12 protein-coding genes and 1 tRNA gene are annotated in these 18,534 nt (G+C 50.0%); 9 read left to right on the top strand and 4 right to left on the bottom strand.

The features are described from left to right. Positions 1-168: 168 nt before the first annotated feature. The 4 genes from H6F51_23820 (at position 169) to H6F51_23805 (ending at position 6,205) form a co-directional block, all read left to right on the top strand. Positions 169-1,512 (top strand): efflux RND transporter periplasmic adaptor subunit, encoded by a 1,344-nt coding sequence (locus tag H6F51_23820; protein MBD1825501.1) that lies wholly within the window; start codon positions 169-171, stop codon positions 1,510-1,512. After that, positions 1,509-4,694, top strand: coding sequence for an efflux RND transporter permease subunit (locus H6F51_23815; protein ID MBD1825500.1), 3,186 nt, complete (start codon positions 1,509-1,511; stop codon positions 4,692-4,694). Before H6F51_23820 ends, H6F51_23815 begins: the two co-directional genes overlap by 4 nt. A gap of 108 nt (positions 4,695-4,802) precedes the next feature. Beyond that, positions 4,803-4,876 (top strand) — tRNA-Pro (locus tag H6F51_23810). 189 nt (positions 4,877-5,065) lie between these two features. Beyond that, the gene (locus tag H6F51_23805) at positions 5,066-6,205 is read left to right on the top strand and encodes a tyrosine-type recombinase/integrase (protein MBD1825499.1); all 1,140 of its coding nucleotides are present in this window, start codon (positions 5,066-5,068) and stop codon (positions 6,203-6,205) included. On the opposite strand, the gene H6F51_23800 is transcribed toward H6F51_23805, so the two are convergent. Further along, positions 6,202-6,564 carry a hypothetical protein gene (locus H6F51_23800; GenBank protein MBD1825498.1) on the bottom strand — a complete coding sequence of 121 codons (363 nt, stop codon included), beginning with the start codon at positions 6,562-6,564 and terminating at the stop codon, positions 6,202-6,204. The two genes, H6F51_23805 and H6F51_23800, sit on opposite strands and share 4 nt — an antisense overlap. Positions 6,565-6,748: 184 nt before the next feature. On the opposite strand from H6F51_23800, the gene H6F51_23795 reads away from it, so the two are divergent. Both H6F51_23795 and H6F51_23790 read left to right on the top strand, forming a co-directional pair. Continuing rightward, positions 6,749-6,970, top strand: coding sequence for a hypothetical protein (locus H6F51_23795; GenBank protein ID MBD1825497.1), 222 nt, complete (start codon positions 6,749-6,751; stop codon positions 6,968-6,970). Positions 6,971-7,124: 154 nt separating this feature from the next. Further along, positions 7,125-9,929 carry a hypothetical protein gene (locus tag H6F51_23790; protein ID MBD1825496.1) on the top strand — a complete coding sequence of 935 codons (2,805 nt, stop codon included), beginning with the start codon at positions 7,125-7,127 and terminating at the stop codon, positions 9,927-9,929. 288 nt (positions 9,930-10,217) lie between these two features. Here the strand turns inward: H6F51_23790 and H6F51_23785 are convergent, their stop codons facing one another. Beyond that, positions 10,218-10,616: a hypothetical protein gene (locus tag H6F51_23785; protein MBD1825495.1), complete on the bottom strand. Its 399-nt coding sequence runs from the start codon at positions 10,614-10,616 to the stop codon at positions 10,218-10,220. A 212-nt stretch (positions 10,617-10,828) separates the two neighbouring features. Here H6F51_23785 and H6F51_23780 point away from each other — a divergent pair, with 212 nt between their 5' ends. Continuing rightward, a complete protein-coding gene (locus H6F51_23780; GenBank protein ID MBD1825494.1) occupies positions 10,829-11,128 on the top strand; it encodes a hypothetical protein in 300 nt (99 codons plus the stop codon). A gap of 432 nt (positions 11,129-11,560) precedes the next feature. Here H6F51_23780 and H6F51_23775 read toward each other — a convergent pair whose 3' ends face one another. Further along, positions 11,561-11,809 carry a hypothetical protein gene (locus tag H6F51_23775; GenBank protein MBD1825493.1) on the bottom strand — a complete coding sequence of 83 codons (249 nt, stop codon included), beginning with the start codon at positions 11,807-11,809 and terminating at the stop codon, positions 11,561-11,563. Between the two features lie 250 nt (positions 11,810-12,059). On the opposite strand from H6F51_23775, the gene H6F51_23770 reads away from it, so the two are divergent. Both H6F51_23770 and H6F51_23765 read left to right on the top strand, forming a co-directional pair. Continuing rightward, positions 12,060-12,824 carry a hypothetical protein gene (locus H6F51_23770; protein ID MBD1825492.1) on the top strand — a complete coding sequence of 255 codons (765 nt, stop codon included), beginning with the start codon at positions 12,060-12,062 and terminating at the stop codon, positions 12,822-12,824. A gap of 112 nt (positions 12,825-12,936) precedes the next feature. Then, positions 12,937-13,938 carry a GIY-YIG nuclease family protein gene (locus H6F51_23765; protein ID MBD1825491.1) on the top strand — a complete coding sequence of 334 codons (1,002 nt, stop codon included), beginning with the start codon at positions 12,937-12,939 and terminating at the stop codon, positions 13,936-13,938. Between the two features lie 1,232 nt (positions 13,939-15,170). On the opposite strand, the gene H6F51_23760 is transcribed toward H6F51_23765, so the two are convergent. Continuing rightward, positions 15,171-18,534 (bottom strand): PAS domain-containing protein (locus H6F51_23760; GenBank protein ID MBD1825490.1); only part of this gene is annotated, 3,364 nt, incomplete at its 5' end.

Raw genomic sequence — 18,534 nt, 5'->3', positions numbered from 1 at the left:
AATCACATTGTGTCCCAGCAACCGCTCCAAACTTCTTATACAAACGCTTAGATGGATCGGGTAGAATCTCAATCAAATTATTAATACTTCAACAACTTCAATCCTTACTTAAACAAGCGTCATTCTCCTGCGCGATTTTTGGCTTTTGCTCCTGCACCACTGAAACCTATGGAATCTTTCGACCCTCAGAATCAGCCTGCGATCGATTCTGCTGAAACGCCTGATCCCCAACCCTCACCAAAGAATCGCAAGCTTTGGATTAGCTTATTTTGCACGGGTCTTTTAACCGCGGGTGGGTTTGGCTTCTGGCGCATTCTAAATCCGGAAGGAGAAAAACCTGCTGTTGCACAATCTCAAGGACAACCCCCAAGAGCCGTTGAAACCACTCGTCTTGGCACTGGAGCGCCAACTCGAACGGTGCAGCTTTTAGGGCAGGTCGAAGCCTCTAACCAATCGACTATTCGTGCTCAGACGGGTGGAATTGTAAAGGAGATTTTTGTGCAGCCCGGTGATCAGGTTACGGCGGGCATGGAGGTCGCAATTCTGGATGATTCAGACCAGCAGTTAGGCATCGCTCAAGCTCAAGCAAAATTGGCACAAGAACGCAGCAATTTAGCGCGATTGCGGGCAGGAACGAGATCGGAGGTGATTGCTCAACGTCAAGCGGCAGTCAATTCAGCAAAAGCAAGAGAACGAGAAGCACAAGACAACCTCAAGCGGACTTTGGCATTGGTCAGAGAAGGAGCCATTTCGCAGCGATTGTTAGTCGAAGCGCGATCGCAAGTCGATCAGGCAACGGGACAAAGACTTGCAGCACAAGCGAGTTTAGCGGAAGCGAAAGCAGGTCCAATTCGTGAAGAAATTGAGGCGCAACAGGCAACAGTCGCAGCAGCTCAAGCAACGGTAAATCAGGCACAACTGGCACAAAGACGGACTCAAATTGTCGCCACCGCATCTGGGGTAGTGCAGACGCGCCATGTCAGCCGTGGAGATTTAGTCCAGGGTTCCGGGCAGATTGTGACGCTGGTTTCAGGGGGGAAAATCGACGTTTTCCTGGAGTTGCCGGAAGAGTTGGGCGGAAAAGTGACACCGGGAATGCCGATCGCGCTCACCACCCGTGCTTTACCCCAGTGGAAACAGCAAACCGCAATTACTGCCGTGGTTCCTTCCGCTGATGCGACTTCTAGAAGACAGCGCGTTCGAGTCCAAATCTCCAATCCGCCCAAGGGATTATTGCCGGGAATGGCGATCGCAGGTGCATTGACGCTGCCTACCACGCAAGACAGCTTTGTCGTATCACGCGATGCGCTCACGCGGCGACGCAATCAATGGGTTGTGTTTACGATCACTGACAACAAAGCCAAACCGATTCCGGTTGAACTGGTAACTGATATGGGTGAACAGGTCGCGATTTTTAGTCCGGAGCTGCGATCGGGACAAGAAATTGTGATTCGAGGCGGCGATGGCTTGAATGAGGATGCCCCCGTGAAAATTGTGGGAGGCGCATCGTGAAGTTGATTGAAACGGCGGTTCGCTGGCGACATGGAACGTTTGTGCTGTTCTGTCTGCTAGCAATCTTTGGTGTGTTTTCGCTCTTTCGATTGCCGCTAGAGTTACAGCCCGGTGGCGATCGTCCAGAAATTACAATCAATACTGGATATCCGGGAGCTGCACCTGCGGAAGTTGAAGATTTGATCACGCGCCCGATCGAAGAGCAGATGGAAGAAGTGCTGGGCGTAAAAGAAATCAGCAGTACATCCCGTCCAGGGCGCAGTTCGATCACGCTCACTTTTGAAGAAGGTACGAGCGTCGAGAATCGACTGGTCGATGTGCTGAATCGGTTGCAGCAGGTTGCCAGTCTGCCACCGGAAGCGCTCGAATCCAACGTGGAGTTAGTCGGGGGCAATAGCTCTCCGATGATGTGGATTCCGTTTGATACCCAGCCCGGATTTGAACCGGATCCCGATCGCTACCGCGATTTAGCAGAAGAGATTGTTTTACCGAGATTGCGGCGGGTTCAAGGAGTCGGACAGTTCATCGTTTCCGGCGGGCGGCAGCGAGAAGTTGAGGTTCGAGTTGATCCGAAAGCTCTAGCTGATCGAAATTTGACGATCGGCGATGTTGTGCGAGTGCTGCGGGAAAATAACCGCGATATTCGGGGCGGCCCCTTAGAGTTAGGGCGGCGAGAATATCGGGTGAGAACTCTGAGCCGATCGCAAGATATTGAACAGATTGCGGGCTTTGTGCTGCGGCGGGATGCTGGAGGAACGGTCTACATTCGCGATGTCGCCAAGGTAGAAATGGGGCGCAAGATTCGCGATAGTGCGCTGTTATTTAACGATAAACCTGCGGTCGCAGTTGGCATTATTCGGCAGGTCGGGGCAAACGTTCCTGAAATCTCCCAAGGAGTCAGACAGGCGATTGCCGAACTCCAAGTCCAGTTTGATCAGCAAAAAGAAGGCATTCGCTTTGTTTATAACTACGACGAGAACGAATACGTTAGTCAAGCAGTTAACTTTGTGCAAGAAAATCTGATCGCTGGAGCGGTACTTGCGACGATCGTATTAGTATTATTTCTCGGTTCAATGCGAACCGTTGCTGTGATCGCAATTACGATTCCGATTGCCTCCGTGATGATTTTCATCGTGATGTCTTGGTTGGGTCGATCGCTGAATATTATTAGTCTGGCTGGAATTGCATTTTCCGTTGGCATGGTCGTGGATAACTCGATCGTCGTGATTGAAAACATCTTTACGCATATGCAGCGTGGAGAAAGTGCATTTCGAGCCGCAATCACAGCAACCCAAGAGGTTTGGGGCGCGATGCTTGGCTCGACGCTAACCAACGTCGTTGTGTTTATTCCGCTGTTAATGGTAACGGGTGAAGCAGGACAGCTTTATGCGGATATGGCGATTACCATGTCTTGCTCCGCCATCTTCTCTTTGTTTGCTGCGATCACGCTTGTTCCAATGCTATCTGGATTGTTTCTAAAAGAATCAGAGGCAATGCAGATGTTTGAAGGCGGCGAATATCGGGGGGGCAACTGGTTTGAGCGCTCAGTTGCCAAAACATCTGCCGCCTTTCGACAGATCCAAGGAAAGTTTGAGCATTTCCTAGCCAGAACTGTTCGCTGGTCGATCGGTCGTCACCACATGAAGCGGCGATTGCTTGTTTTAGCAATTCCAGTTTCTCTATTGTTTGCGAGTTTCTTTTTGTTGCCCCCTGCCGATTATCTCCCAGAAGGCAATCGCAACCAGATTCAGTGGCGCGTTGAGCCGCTAGCGGGAACAAGTATTGCAGAGGCGATCGAGCAGTCTAAACCTGTGCGAGAATTTGTCCGCGCTCAGCCCGAAGTTGATCGCGTCATGTTTATCGATCGCCCAGGCGCATTGAGAGCGATCTCAGCAATTCTAAAACCTGAGTTTGCCACAACGCGCGGGCTGGCAGAAATGGTGAATCGCTTCCGGGCAGCGAGTAACAATTTCGCGGGCTATCGATTCATGGTTCCGATCCGTCCCTCGATTTTCCGCGATCCGGGCAAAGAATTTGAAGTCGATATCGTGGGCACCGATTTGAACCAGATCGGACAAATCGATCGCGAGATCTCAGGCAAGCTACGCGCTATCAATGGAATTCGCAATGTGCGATCGAACTTTGTTGTTGGTGCAGGCGAATTGCAAGTGATTCCTAATCGAGAACGGCTGGCAGAAGTTGGACTCTCGGAATCCGAGATTGGTTCGATGGTGGAAACGGCGCTCGGTGGCAGGCTGGCTTCTAAGTTCATCGATGGTAAAGAAGAACTCGATGTCTCGGTAGAACTGCAAAATATCTTCGTTCAAACCCCAGAGCAGTTGCGGCAATTGCCCCTATTTGCAAGGGGTAAACGCATTCAGCTTGGAGATGTGGCTGACGTTAGAGAAGCGACTGGAGCCGACGTGATTAATCACACCGATTTAGAGCGATCGGTGACGTTAACGGCTTCTTTGGCAGACACGGCTCCTTTGAGCGCGATCGTCACTCAAGTCAAGCGCGAGATTCTCGCTCCAGCACAGGCAAATCTACCCGCAGGCTACCGCTTAGCATTAGCGGGAACGGCTGACCAACTGGCAACAACAGTGTCCCAATTAACAGCCGCATTCGCGTTTGCCGTCGTGATTACTTATCTATTACTGGTTGCGTTGTATCGATCGTTTCTCTATCCTGTCGTGATCATGGCAACAGTTCCGATGGGCATGAGTGGTGCTCTGTTGAGTTTGGTTCTCGTCAATCAAATTCCTGGAATGTCAGTTCCATTAGATATGATCACCGCTTTGGGATTCGTGATTCTAACTGGAATTGTGGTGAATAACGCGATTTTGCTGGTCGATCGTGCATTGCAGCTTCAGCAAGAAGGAGAAGATTACGATTCCTCGCTGTTAAGTGCGACCAAGGATCGACTGAGAGCCATTTTCATGTCGGCGGGAACGAGCGTTTTGGGAATGCTGCCGCTTGCAGTGTTACCCGGTCAAGGTTCGGAGCTTTATCAAGGCTTAGGAATTGTTTTAACTGGAGGATTAACATTCTCAACGGTGTTAACTCCAACGGTCGTTCCAGCGTTGATGGGATTGTTGCGCGACTTTTCCGGGAAGCGATCGACTCCGATTCCAGCCAGTGAAATTGCAAGCATCAAGAAAATCGGCGCAACGGAGCATTAAAAAGTTTTGGGGAGAAATAGGGCTTTTATGGTTCTAAAATTTGTCGTTTAAATCTGACTGCAGATGTGCTACTATTGGCAATGCCGCTCAAATCGGCGGAAAACACATCGGGGCGTAGCGCAGCTTGGTAGCGCACTACTTTGGGGTAGTAGGGGTCGTGGGTTCAAATCCCGCCGCTCCGATTAAATAAAAGGGTTGAAGGCTAAGGCTTTCAGCCCTTTTATCTTTTGTGATCCTGTCGTGTTGCAGCAGTGAGCCGCTGTGAGATCTTGTACGATTTTCCTTGATCTTAGGCGTTTGATGCTGCACGATTGTGATCGCGATCGCAATTAAAGCCCCTCAAAAATTGGATCACAATCTGGAGACTGAGGATGCCGAAAAGTTCAGCGGGAACGGTACAGGTTCATGTCGTCAAAGGGCGGCTAAAGTTAATTTGGACATGGACTCGAACATTAGGCGGACACGGGCAGCGATATTATTTAGCATTAGGACTTCCCGAAACCGATACGAATCTTAAATTAGCGAAAGCCAAAGCCACGGCGATTGAGGCGGATTTACATTCGCGGCAATTTGATCCGACGTTGAAAAAATACACTGGAACAGCGCGACTGAGCGCGATCACGGTAGTTGAGTTATTTGAGAAATGGGTCTCGCATAAGCGGGATGTGCAGAATGTTTTTGAGGACACGCTGATTAAATACCGCGCGCTGGGGAATCAAGTGGCAGAGTTCTTTAAGAGCAAGTCGGTCAATTCAGTCGATGAATTAACCGCGGCGCGGTTTCGGGATTTCTTAGCTGAATCGTTGGCTCAGTCCACGTTACGCGAACGGATTGGCATGATGAAATCGCTGTGGTCATGGGGGTCGGAAAAGAAGATCATTGATGCCGAAAATCCGTGGAGAGATGTACACACGGGGATTAAGGTCGCACCGACGCAGGGAGAGAAACCGTTTACAGCGCAAGAACTCAAGCGAATCATTCAGGGATTCAGGGTCGATTCTGAATACAGCTATTATGCTGATTTTGTAGAATTCTTTTTGTCGGTCGGCGCGCGAACCGGAGAGGTCATCGCTTTGCAGTGGAAACATTTTAACGATGACCTGACAACAGTTTGGATTGGCGAAAGTATCACGGTGCGTAACGTGCGGAAGGCGACCAAAACAAATCATGCCGGAAGTTTTCCCTTACCGCCGCGACTGAGCGAATTGTTATGGAGAAGAAGACCGATGGATGCTGCTCCAGAAGATTTGGTGTTCCCCAGTCGGCGAGGCTCCAACATCAACGCAAAAACGTTCTACCGGCGAGCCTGGAAAGTAATCTTAGAGAAGTTGGAGATTGATTATCGTCGCCCATACACATTAAGAAAAAGCTTCGTGAATACGGCGGTTTACGATCACAAAATGACAATTGAGCAGGTCTCGCTCATTACCCGTCACGACCCGCGTACGCTGAAGGAGAGTTACTTGAATAATGTGAGTGAGATTCAGATGCCCGATATCTTAGAGAGTTAGGAAGCACGTTTGCGTTTAGGCTGGCGCGCTTTTTGGAATTGTTCAACCACTAACAAGTGCGTGTTCGGGTCATGACGATTACGATACCAATCCTTGAGAAGTTCTGCGTGGTGAACGATTTCCCGTCCATCATTCTGCCAATGGATTCCCTCGATCAAACCTCGGCTATCGTCTTTTGTCCATTGCCACAAGGTTTGCCAGTGTTTATTTACGATACGCGCGGCGGCGTGTTTATTAATCCATTCCTGATTTGCTGATTGCAAATACTCAGATTCAATCCGATTCAGCAGCGATTCAGTCCGCTCAAGAATGGTAATCGCTTGTTGCAGAATCTCAATCGCTTCGGCTTGATACTCCATCGTTAAATCTCCTCCTCAGAATTTCAGCGGGACAAATTCGATCATTAAAAAGCCGCTCCCGGTTGATGGGTGAGCGGCTTTTGTTTGTGCAGGGTTGGATTGTGTGCGGACTTGAAATCTAATGTTGACAGTAGTTTAGCTGTGATATACTATTAATCATAGTATAGTTGATCTAAAGGAAGCAATGGCAAGACCGAGAGGCACGAAAGGCACTCCCTTAACCACCTGGGGCGAAGTGAAGATAAGGCGGAGTTTTCCACTCACACAGACCTGCTTCGACCTACTGGGCAAGAAGGCGGATCAGCTTGGTATTACCCGAACTGAACTGCTTGAAAGATTGAGCCGCGCGCTCGATGCGCCAGGACTCGAAAGCGCACTTGCGAGCATTCAAGATACGGAAAGATAGACTTCGGACTCTGAAATGTAAAAAACCCCGCGAGGTGCAAACTCACAGGGCTTTGATTCTCGATTAAGTTCCATTGACACTCAACTCCATCCGACTTTAGACCAACACGGAATTGACGACAAAAAACTAAGCAAATCTAAGGCAATTATAGCACATGGACACTCTCGATCAAATTCTCGATTTTCCTTCTACAGTAAGCGATTGCCTAGCTTCAACAAGCGCGCAGACAGAGGAAGATCAGGACACAAACACAGCCCACACAATCGCGTTAGACGCAGAATGGCACTCTAAACTCACGGTATCTCTGAAGAAAGCCGGCTGTCAAGTCGACATCTCAGAAGCTCTAACCGTGCAGTATTACCACCATGAAAGCGGCAGACAATTCGTTTACGTCCAAGAAGAGTATTTCACTTATTTAGAGCAGTACGCTTTCGCACTGGGAATCGAGCTGATTCCGTGGAGCAACCTAGACGACGGAACGCTGGAAGACCTATTGATTCGACTGAACCTACAGAATTGCCGAATCCGCCTTTTGATGTTCTTCTCAGCTCGCGACTTGAGATACGCTTTTGGCAAGAAACAAGCGGAGTATTATTACACCAACAAGCAACTCGTGAAGATGCGCGGAATCAAGAACCGCAAAGGCCCGCTAACGATCGGAGAAGGTAATCAAATCTCCATTCACGACCTAGCAGGCTGGGCAGCGAAAGGACTCGCACAACTAACAGCCGCAGTAGGGGTCGAAATGGCAGACAAGCACGAACTAGACGATTACAAATGTCGCATGGACGAAGCGCTGGTCAAGCATCCAGAAACATTCCTACGCTACGCAATGGGAGATACAACCGCGCTCGTCAGCATCTTTGAAGAGTACGTCAAACTGGTACGCAAGGTACAGGAGACACTCGGAATCCCCGAAGAGGATTGGTTTACAGAAGATACCATCGCGCAGACCGTAGGAACCCTCACATCCGAGGTTCTATACACCCATATCCGCAACCAAGCCTCGAATAAGCAAGCATTCGACTTCGCCCTCAAAAAGCTAGGTATTCTGAATAGCGGGGCAAAAAACTACCGGAAGACCCGAGAGAACTTAAACAAACTGCGACGTGAAATCAAAACGAGCGCGGATCTAGAGCGCAAAGAACTTCAAAATGATCTCAAAGCGATTATCAACTCCAAATCCTTCCTTCACACGGCACTCGGTCAAGCCGGAGTCCAATACTTCGCTAAGCAATCAGACTCCAGCGTTTTCTTGGCATTAGTCCAGGGCGGACGTTGTAATAACGAACTCTCCACGAAGTACAGAGTTACTGGAGTCGCACTCGATATCGATATGAATAGCTGCTATGGAGAGGCACTCAGATCGTTTACATACCCGATCGGATTACCAACCGTGATCTCGCAGTACGACGAAGAGAAGCCAATGACAGTCAGAGAGTTTCTCACCCGATATGAAAGTGAACTCGTCCCTAACCTTTGGCACATCGTCGTCTCAGGCAAATTACCATTCAGACAAGATTTAATCTTCTCAAAGGATGTATCGGCACAGAAGATTAGAAGCTTGAAGGACGAAGACTACGAAAGGGGTGACGGAGTAGAGCAGCGAACCGAGGTCTCACATATCCCCGGTGATTTTCTACTCTGCCAAACACAGATCGAAAACGGCATCATCACGTCAGACATTCTGAACGCAATCAACCGGGTATCGGCAGACAGAGAGAAGAAATCCTGGCTCGATCTAGAGGTTCAAGCGGGCGCGTTTTATGCGAAGTCTGATCAAATCGACACGTTGGATGAATGGGTCGATCACGCCCTACAAGACGAGGGTGAACGTACCGTTATTGATAACAGACACGGCAATAACAAGGACGACCGCACGCGGAAATGGGTCGGATTATCGATGGAAGACTTCACAGGTCTTCTTGTAACCGAGCGCAGACGAGCAAAAGATAACGGTGAAATGGCATACCAAGAAACACTGAAGCTATTCATCAACACGACCTACGGCGTGATCGCATCTCCATACTTCGAGGTTGGGAACACAATCCTCGCGAACAACATCACAGCCCGCGCACGGTTAGGAGCCTGGATGATGAACAAATCACTTCACACAGTCCAATCCATCACAGACGGCGGCGGCTATTCTCCACTGTCGGTTGCTTATCTAAAACCGAACGCGAAACAACCAGGTTTTAACACCTTCGCAGACATTTCCAACTGGAAGGACAATAGGAACTACACCCGGACGGTAGCACCCCTAGCAGGCCTACCAGACGGCACGACTTGGGAGCAGTGGATAGCCGAGGTCAAAGAGAGATACAGCACCTTACAGGACGCTAAAGAAATCGATGATTACGAAAAGGAGGAACTCGGTAAGTTTCTAAACGCAACCGCCAAAGACCACATCGACAAATTCTGGGAGCGTTACGGATTGAGTTTCCCATTCGACATCGAGCACAAAGTTCAAAACACTTCTACCGCAATGGCGTACTTCAAAAAGGGCGACTATGCCTTTAGAACCATCAATTACGGAGATGTTTTCAAAAGTCGCGGGAACAAGGACTTCAGCACGCAGAAGGGCCCGAACGCGGAGCTGAAATCACACCCGACGTTCAAGCTCTTGACAAACATCCTAGATGGTACGGACGATTTTCCAGAGGAGATGGAATACAACGAGCAGTATTTCCTCTCGCTCACAGCCTGGACAATCGCACAGAAATCGACTAACGGCTACACGCACATCGTAGACCAACATCCCGGAGATGAAATTATCGAGACTCGGACGGCACGTTTTAACAACACGCACATTCCGATTCTAAAAATCAAGGACTACGAGCGTCGCAACAGTCGCAAAGCGGAGAATCATGGTAAACCAGTCGAGTTCTTCGAGCGCGCTCGTAAATACGGAATTTCCGCAGTCGTTAGAGCGATGAACGCAGACGAACTCTCCAGATAAAAGAGGATTTTCGGCGCTAATTCGATACCCCACCGGTTCCCTGTTTTTGGCTGATTTAGGGGAACCGGTGGGGTATATCAATTCTTACTGGGTAGGCGTTTTCGAGGTTTTGATCCTATGGGGGGTAGTGTTTTTCACGCCCCCATGCCGCCCCAAACCCCGCGACTTGTTCACGAAGACCCGCGCTCGATCATCTGCTAACAAACCCCGCGCCCGCTATGACAGAAAACGCGCTGAACGAGGTAATTAGACCTCAATCAGCGCGATGAAACGTACAGCCGTTCCGAATCAAGTCTGCTGCGGCTCATTCTGAAAGGGGTTATGTCTCAGATATCTCCAGCCGTGAAGCTCAGGGATCTTCCCTGCCACAAAAGCCGGCATTTTGTAATGATCGCCGCCTGAAATCTTCTGCCGCCGAACCTGATTTATGTTCCAGATGGGTCTGACTTCGCCGGTCAAGAGGTTTTCGGCGTAGCCTTGTGGTCGCTTGCTTGGCGGCGTTCCATTTGCGATCGCTAGCTCTGCGCGGCAATAATGCGTACGTTCGGAACTTCGCATGTAGTGATAATTCTCGTCGCCGCCACTTCGCGCCAAATACTGCTCGATTGAACGGCTCAGGGGCACCCGGTAGCGTCTCGGTTCCGCCTTCAAAGAGCTAAACCAAACCGATTTGTAGTGCTGATACATTTCCAGATCGTCCTGGATTGCGCCGTATCGCGTCTCGTATCAGACGATGAATCCGCGAGTACCAATTACCCACTAAGCTGAGAGCTAATCCCAGATCACCAGCGGCTTAGATACTAAAAGCCCGCGTCCTGTCAGAACTGCAAAAACGTTCAGGACGCGGGCTTCTTTAACGAGGTAAATCATTCTTCAGTTCATTTTAACGGACTTGAATCATGAATGACATCCTCGCTCGCATTGCTCAACATAACGCTCAGCAAACTTCCAAAGTCGAATCTGAATTGCATCAACTTCTCAGCGGCATCACACCAGATAAACACTCTGAGATTCTCAGAGCCCGGATTCACGAACTGCACTCAGACCTAGCGGCGGCTGAATCCAACTACCGTCTCGCTAAGGCAGTTCGACCCACATTGATCCAACTGGTCAATCTGGTTGCCGGTGCATCGCTCGGCGCGGTCTCAGTCTACGTCGCATTGACCACAAGCGTTCTCACAAGTAAATGCTTTTTCTAGGAGTCTCTTATGTCAGCCTCTACATCAAAGTTCCACGCGACTGCTCAGGATCTATTAAGACGTTTCCGACGCGACGTCCGAAGCGCCCTACCGCCCACACGCTTGCAGAGTCTACTTGAGCTATACGGAGCAGACTTCGTTCGTCTCGCTCTTTCTGACAGACTGCTCTGCATTCGACTCCTGAGCGGCTGGCTCGCCTCAGAAGCCCTTAACTTCGAGCAAGGTCTCGACACTGGCTGCTTCAAACGATCAGACTGGCCCGCCTTCGATACTCCGAAGCTGAAGGGCTTTCTCACGATCATCCACAACGCTGAAGTCGACGAAGGCGTCGAGGTTCTCCGCGCCCTAACGTTGACTCTCGATCATCAATCGATGATCTAAATTACTTAAAGAAAAGCCGCCCTTTGACAACTGAGTCAGGGGCGGCTTTTTCTATTCGTCGTGAGAGTTCTCCAATTCTGTTTGTATCTTGAGAGTCCTATCTCGATAAGCCGATGCCTTGCCAGGATTTTCCAACTCCCAACGTTCCGCGCCTTCCCGAATAAAGCGCTCTAGCTGTGCCGTATCACTCCTATCTTCTAACTGTGCGATCGCCTGCAACTTCGCCAGCACATCGAAGCTGATTTTATAGTTGCGACGCTTCGCTAGTTTCTTTGGTCTTCCCACACTTGCAACTGTCATACTGTGTCTTCCTATTGAAACCTAAATGACTAATTTTGAATACGCTTTTCATTATAGTATCCAATAATGACACTATCGTATGTACGATATGTTATAGTAAGTGAAAACCGGCGCAAAACCGGACACTCGGTTTTAGAACCAGTTCTAAACCGGTTTAGAACTGGTTCCAGTCCGGTTCAGGCCAGACTCAAATCGGTTTCCCTCGAGACTTGATTAGGATTGAAATCTTTGAAAACTAGGAGTGCTACTCGTGACCTGCAAAACGACTGTATCGCCCGATATGCCTGAGTTTGACCGATTAAAACTAGAGGAAACCCGGAGACAACTGATGGAAACCTACACGACACTCGACGGAACCGAAGTGAATCCAGACGGAACTGGAATCGAACCGGGAAAAACCGATGCAAAACCGGCTGTAAAACTGGACAAAACCGGGCTGAGTTTTCCACTCAGTTTCAAGGATGCTGTGGACGGTTACAAGCAAAACGGGCTGGTATGCAACCCCAGTACGTTGAAGGGATCTTGGATGCAGAAGTTCATCAAGCCTGCCTATGAATATGTTAATTGTCCCGAGATTCAGGATAAGAAAGGTCAGATTACCGAGTTCGGATTCGACGCGATTGGTGAAGTGATCGCTCGATGTATTCAGGGTGAAAACGGTGACAAAATTGCCGTCGAAACGCTACGTGAGGAATTGGTTGATCGGTACGGTGCGAAGGCTGTTAAAGACAAGCTGGCTGTCGCGGCGACTCTGTTAGAGATGGCAAAAAACAAGCGAGATGAAAACGCACAAGCGAAGCAAACTTCAGCGCTCGTGAAACAAGATGCCAAATCACGGCTTGAAATTCTCCAAGAAGCAATCGAGACCTTGAATGAAGGTGATGACGACGATGCGCCGATCCTTGAGTTAACCGAGGAAGAAAAGGCTCGCATCATGGAGGAAGAAATGGCAAAGCATCTACTCGCAGAACAGTACCGACAACAAGTAAAAAGTCAGCTAAAAAAGGGCAAATAACAGTCGCTTCGTTCCTAAAGCGACTGCTGAAACAATTGCTATATGCTTGCTGCTTTTTTCTGTAAGGTCCATCGCCCCGCAGCCCAGCGGGGCTTTTCTATTGGAGATTCAAATGCTTGAACTGATTGAATGTAATGTTTCTAAGAGTTCCCTGTTTGGTTGGAAGGCTGCTTGGTACAAAGCCCATCTGAAGGAACATCTGAAAAAACCTGATCCGCTCTATCGCACAGCTTTCTATTACTGTCTTCGCCAATTGGATTGGTTGAGTACGTTTAGTCTCAATAGCCTCCGGGTTGGTTTGGAAATAACCGCTGTAGACAAGTTTGGCTATACAAACAAGCTCACTACTTCTGTCTTCACTCGCGTTGGGCGTGACCCGGTGGATCAGCAGTTCTGTGTCCGGTTAAACCAGAATTCCCTCTTGTTTGCGCTCTCCAAAGAATCAATTCCTGTTTTAGTCGAAACGCTCAAATCTGAGCTAAGCGAGCTTTTCCGCGAGCTGGCTTCTGAATATAACGAACTGATTCGTACCGCCTGCCCTGATGTTAAAAACCCCGATCGGATTAAGGAAAGCCTACTTGACGACTATGATCGCTTACAGCCGATCGACGAGTTCGCAACCGCTAAAAGCTTGCCTGGTGTCTACTTCTTTGCAACCCAAACTGAACCGCTGTATATCGGGATGTCGTTGAATGTGAAACAAAGGTTGACTCGGCATAATCTCAAGCCGGAATTGAAACAGATACCCGACGCGCGGTTTGGTGTCCTGTACACGAAGGGTTCTCCCAAGGAAACTGTTCTTGCAATGGAGGTGAAGATGATTGATTGGCTCGCGCCACTATGGGACAGACCCAAACAAGATGGGGATAAATCAGAGGAGAAAACAGCGCGTCCCGAACATCTGTCCGTTCCTGTTGATGACGCTGTTTGGGAGAGTTTGCAAGAGATTTGGTCGCATCTACCGATCGCGACCGGGCGCGGAACGTTAACCCTTCAGTTAGCCTTGCAATCACTCGCGCAGCAATTGAAGTTAGGGTCTGATGTCGTGCCACTCATAAGCTTGCCGATTAACTTAGGCAACTTAGTCAGGAGCGAAGACGACGATGACCTGTAAGGTTCAGAACGCGGAGCTGGAGCAAAATTTGACGCAACTTTGGAGGGAATTATTCAATTCAGTGAACCCCTCCCCTACCCTTTGATTTGAAAAACTTCTGACATCAGTCAAGGACTGAAAGTGAAGGACACGATTTCTTCTGCCGCAATGTAAGTACAACAATTCTTACCGGAAGAGTTTTGGTACAAATATGCTAGATTGGACTGTTTATGGCTGTTAGCCGAGCTCTAAGAAAAGAAGAGAGTGAGCATATTGCCTGGGCTAGAAATCGAATGTTAACGTCGGCGGGTACAGCCTTGTGCCGCGTCAATTACTTTTGGGCTTCGCGTCAATTAGAACAAATGCTCAAACCCTTGCAAATGCACAGCGATCTCATCTCAGTATAATTTTCGCGAACCCGATTTGTAGTTGACACGGCATAAAAGAGATTAAAAAATGAATAGCAATGTGCCGTTTTTTCGCTCCACTTCGACATACGCAGCTGACTTTGGAGCTTTCTATTTACTGGGGTTGACTCCGAAAGCCTTGCTAGATAAGGATTTTGTCTTTTTATTATCTAGCTAAAGCTTATAAGGCTTGGGTCAGATTTTTGCAACGAGTCTGTTAAGGTCAACAGCAGTAGTAATTGACCCGAGCTAAGCCCTTTTGGTATAGAGTGACGAACTGAACTAATAGCTTGATAGGGGTTCAACGCAGAGGCGAAGGGCTGTTAAATGACAGCCATGATCGGCGGAACGACAGCCAGAAATCCTGTTCTAAACGTACGATCGACAAATGAGACTCCTAAATGTCGATAACTCAGATTCCGTGGCATATATAGCTTTCGGCCGATTGGGCTTACCTCCTACAATCGAGAGTTCTGTGCTCATCAAGTGCTTGCAGCAGGGTTTGATTGCTTTTTATCTAAGTTGGACTTGCCGGATGCCCTCATTACTGCCATCGTCGTGCTTGTCGGAGCGCAGCCTCAATCGTTCTGAAAGGCTTTAGATTACGACCTAAATGATAGAGCGACAGCCGAGCAACCGAGCCAGCACGGCTTCGCATTGCGGGGCGTGGTCGAACTTCTAGCAGTGACTTTGGTGAACATTTATGCGTTTGAATCAGAGTATGGCTAGCCATACTCTGAAGACTGGTATTTCTGACACCAAATCAGCGGAGAAGCCGGATGATCTAACGAATCACGTTCGGGTTTCAAGCCGACGCAGAGAGTAGCCTCCCTGCGTCGGCTAACCCTACCCTCGATTGTCACGAGGTGTGAATGAGCACACAGTCCTAGTTAACTGAATCGGTTCAATCGGCTTCGCGAGATGACCTTGAAAGCCACAGCGGAGGGCGTGCTCTGCATCTTCTTTTCGAGCATAAGCCGTCAGAGCGATCGCAGGCGTTTGTCCTCCTTGATGAGCCGGGAGCGCGCGTACCTGTTGCAGCAGGGCATAGCCATTCATCTCGGGCATGCCAATATCGCTCACTAATACGTGGGGTTGGAACGGACTCAAAGCTGCTAACGCTTCTTGAGCGGTCGTAACCGCTAAGACCTCAGCCCCGGTTTGGGTCAGCACCACGTTGATCAAATCCCGAGTATCGCGTTCATCATCCACAACCAGAATCCGAATCCCCGCTAAATCCGGTTCTAGCTCTGGAACCGGCTCGGGCGAATTTGATGCAGAGACTGCCTGCAGTAAGGGCAATCGGACGGTAAAGATGGCGCCCTGCCCTTCGCCGGGGCTTTCTGCCCAGATCGTTCCCCCGTGCGCCTCAACGAGGTTGCGAACGATTGCCAAACCCAATCCCAATCCCCCAAACGTCCGAGTGGTCGACAAATCTTCCTGTCGGAACGACTCGAAGATATGGGGAAGGAAGTCAGGGTTGATGCCCTTGCCGGTATCGCTGACCGTAATCTGCGCCAGATCGCCCACTTGCTCCAATCGAATCTCTACCCGTCCCTGGCTCGGCGTGAATTTGACCGCATTTGACAGCAGGTTCCAGACGATTTGCTGCAGCCGAACAGCATCTCCCGAGATAGGTCCGATCTGGGGTACCACAGTCTGCAGTTGAATCGATTTCGCTTGGGCTGCAGTGCTGACGGTTTCGATCGCTGACTCAATCACAAACACGAGATCGACTGGTGCGACCGTCAAGCTCAGCTTGCCGCGGAGAATCTTGGCGATATCGAGCAGGTCATCGATCAGTTGCGTCTGCAGTTTGGCGTTGCGTTCAATTGCTGCTAGGGCTTGAGCTGTTTGAGCCGGGTTAAAGTTCCGGGTTTGCAGCAGTTTAGTCCAACCAAGAATGGGGTTGAGGGGCGAGCGCAATTCGTGGGACAGCACGGCCAAAAACTCATCCTTGATGCGATTAACGCGCACCAGTTCCTCGGTCTGCTGTTGAAGTGAAGTTAAGAGTTCAGACCGCTCCAGGGCAATGGCAATCTGATCACAAATAGCTTGGCAGAGGGATTGCTCAGCGGCGGTAAACTCGGTACGACTGCGGCTGCCAAAGCTTAATGTGCCAAACAGTTTGCCTTGAGCAATCAGGGGCTGACAGGCATAGGCGGTCAATCCCAGCGATTGTACCAGTTGGCATCGAGGATCATGACAGTGCTGCACATCCGTCTGTACGATCTGACGACACTGTTGTGCGACCGTACCACAAATCGCTTGCCCCAGGTCCAGCCATTCGATCTGCCGAGCAAGGTCCTCTGGGATGCCACTATAGAAGGTCAGCTGTAACTGCTGCTGCGGTTCATCGAGGATGTAGTTGAGGTAAACATCCACCCCAATTAGGCTTTTAAGTCTGTGAAAGACTGTCTCCACCAAAGCCAGCGGTTGGGTCGAAGACAGTAAATCACGAGTCGTTTCATACAGCAGTTGAAGCTGGGCATTGCGCTCCTGCAATTCGGCTTCGGTGTGTTTGCGTTCTGTAATATCCAACACCGTGCCCGACATGCGATAGGGTTCTCCAGCGTCATCGTAGAACCCGCAGCCCCGAGCTAGAATCCACCGCATTGTGCCATCCGGATGGAGGGTGCGGTACTCTTCGTGAAACTCGGTGCGTTCCCGCAGAGCCATAGCAGCTGCATCCTGGACGCGCTGGCGATCATCGGGATGTAACGCATCGATGTGCCATTCAAACGTGACGGGAAAGTCTGGCGTCACGCCGAACATTTCCTTACACTGCCGATCCCAGGTGAGCACCCCTGATTTTAAGTTCCAGTCCCAAATCCCTTGCCTTGCCCCGGTCAGTGCGAGCCGCAGCAGCTGTTCATTTTTTCGCAGGGCGGCTTCCGTTTGCTTGCGCTCGGTAATATCCTCGGCAATGCCCACAAAGCGATACAGCACTCCTGTCTCATCCTGCAGTGGAAAGCAACGGTCTCGCACCCAGCGAACGCTGCCATCGGGGAGAACAATCCGATATTCCTGATCGAATTGCCCAGTCGCCGCTTTTTCCTTAAAGGCTTTGGCTGTGACTTCGCGATCTTCGGGATGAATATAATCAGTCCAGGCTTGGTGGGAGTGGTACAATTCCTGCGAATTCAGCCCCCACAATTGCTCGTAGGCAGGACTGACGTAGCTGCAACAGTCTGCATGCGCCTCTTTGATCCAGAATACGGTATTGATATTTTCAGCTAACTGCCGAAACCGGTCTTCACTTTCTTGCAACGCGGCCACGGCTCGCTTGCGCTCGGTCAGTTCCTGTTGGGATTGCTGGTACAGTTCTGCTTGTTGCAGGGCAATGCCTAATTGGTTTGCCAACTCTTTCAGGAGATCCACTTCGAGCGGTTGCCACTGCCGAGGAGCGGAACAATGATGGGCGATAATCAGCCCCCAGAGGCGGTCGTCCTGTAGAATGGGCACGACTAGATTGGCTCTGACCTGAAACTGGACGAGTAAGTTGACATGACAGGGATCAATGCTGCCGTCGTGAATATCGGTTTTGCTGGTAACCAGTCCCTGAGCAAAGGGTTCGATATAGCTTTCTACGAAGCAGGGATCAAACAGATTGGACGCAAGAATGGACTGCCAGGGCGCTCCCACGGATTCGCTGACGACGGTGCCACTGCCATCAGACTCAACTCGGAAAATGAGCACCCGATTCGTGCGGAGGAACTGCCGTACCCCATCGACACCAATCTGCAAGATAGTGTTGAGATCAAGGGAGCGTTGGATATGCTGGGTCACCTGAGCGACTAGTCGCTCTCGCTCCCGTCGTTGATGGAGCTCAGTCTTTAGATGAACCGTTTCAATCGTCTGGTTAATCGCAAGATGCAACATCTCCGCGGTCATGTGTTCCTTAATCAGGTAGTCCTGGGCACCGGCTTTGATCGCCTGTACAGCAACTGCCGCGTTCTCCTGCTTAATCAGCAGAATGATTGGTAGACAGGTCGGTGGGGAGGCTGCAGAGCGTAATTGGGCTAGAAAGTCGAGCGCATTCAGATCCTGCGGTTGATTGTGGAATAACACGGCATCTGGTTGAGCCTGCTGATAGAGCTCGCGCCCTTGCTGAGCCGAGGCGGCTTCTAGGAGGGTATAGGTGTGTTCTGCATCGTGCAGCAGGTAGCGTTGATAGCGTTCTCGGTCTTCAGGCGAACCACCAACAATC

This window comes from Cyanobacteria bacterium FACHB-DQ100 (assembly GCA_014695195.1).
In the GTDB taxonomy this organism is placed as follows: Bacteria; Cyanobacteriota; Cyanobacteriia; order Leptolyngbyales; family Leptolyngbyaceae; genus Leptolyngbya.
Note: the sequence above shows the minus strand (reverse complement) of the source record. Positions and strands in the feature narration are given on the sequence as shown.

What these genes read in the sequence shown, in the direction of transcription:
- H6F51_23790 (MBD1825496.1), top strand. Translation starts at nt 7,125, where the DNA reads ATGGACACTCTCGATCAAATTCTCGATTTTCCTTCTACAGTAAGCGAT.
- H6F51_23780 (MBD1825494.1), top strand. Translation starts at nt 10,829, where the DNA reads ATGAATGACATCCTCGCTCGCATTGCTCAACATAACGCTCAGCAAACT.
- H6F51_23805 (MBD1825499.1), top strand. Translation starts at nt 5,066, where the DNA reads ATGCCGAAAAGTTCAGCGGGAACGGTACAGGTTCATGTCGTCAAAGGG.
- H6F51_23785 (MBD1825495.1), bottom strand. Translation starts at nt 10,616, where the DNA reads ATGTATCAGCACTACAAATCGGTTTGGTTTAGCTCTTTGAAGGCGGAA.
- H6F51_23800 (MBD1825498.1), bottom strand. Translation starts at nt 6,564, where the DNA reads ATGGAGTATCAAGCCGAAGCGATTGAGATTCTGCAACAAGCGATTACC.
- H6F51_23765 (MBD1825491.1), top strand. Translation starts at nt 12,937, where the DNA reads ATGCTTGAACTGATTGAATGTAATGTTTCTAAGAGTTCCCTGTTTGGT.
- H6F51_23775 (MBD1825493.1), bottom strand. Translation starts at nt 11,809, where the DNA reads ATGACAGTTGCAAGTGTGGGAAGACCAAAGAAACTAGCGAAGCGTCGC.
- H6F51_23820 (MBD1825501.1), top strand. Translation starts at nt 169, where the DNA reads ATGGAATCTTTCGACCCTCAGAATCAGCCTGCGATCGATTCTGCTGAA.
- H6F51_23795 (MBD1825497.1), top strand. Translation starts at nt 6,749, where the DNA reads ATGGCAAGACCGAGAGGCACGAAAGGCACTCCCTTAACCACCTGGGGC.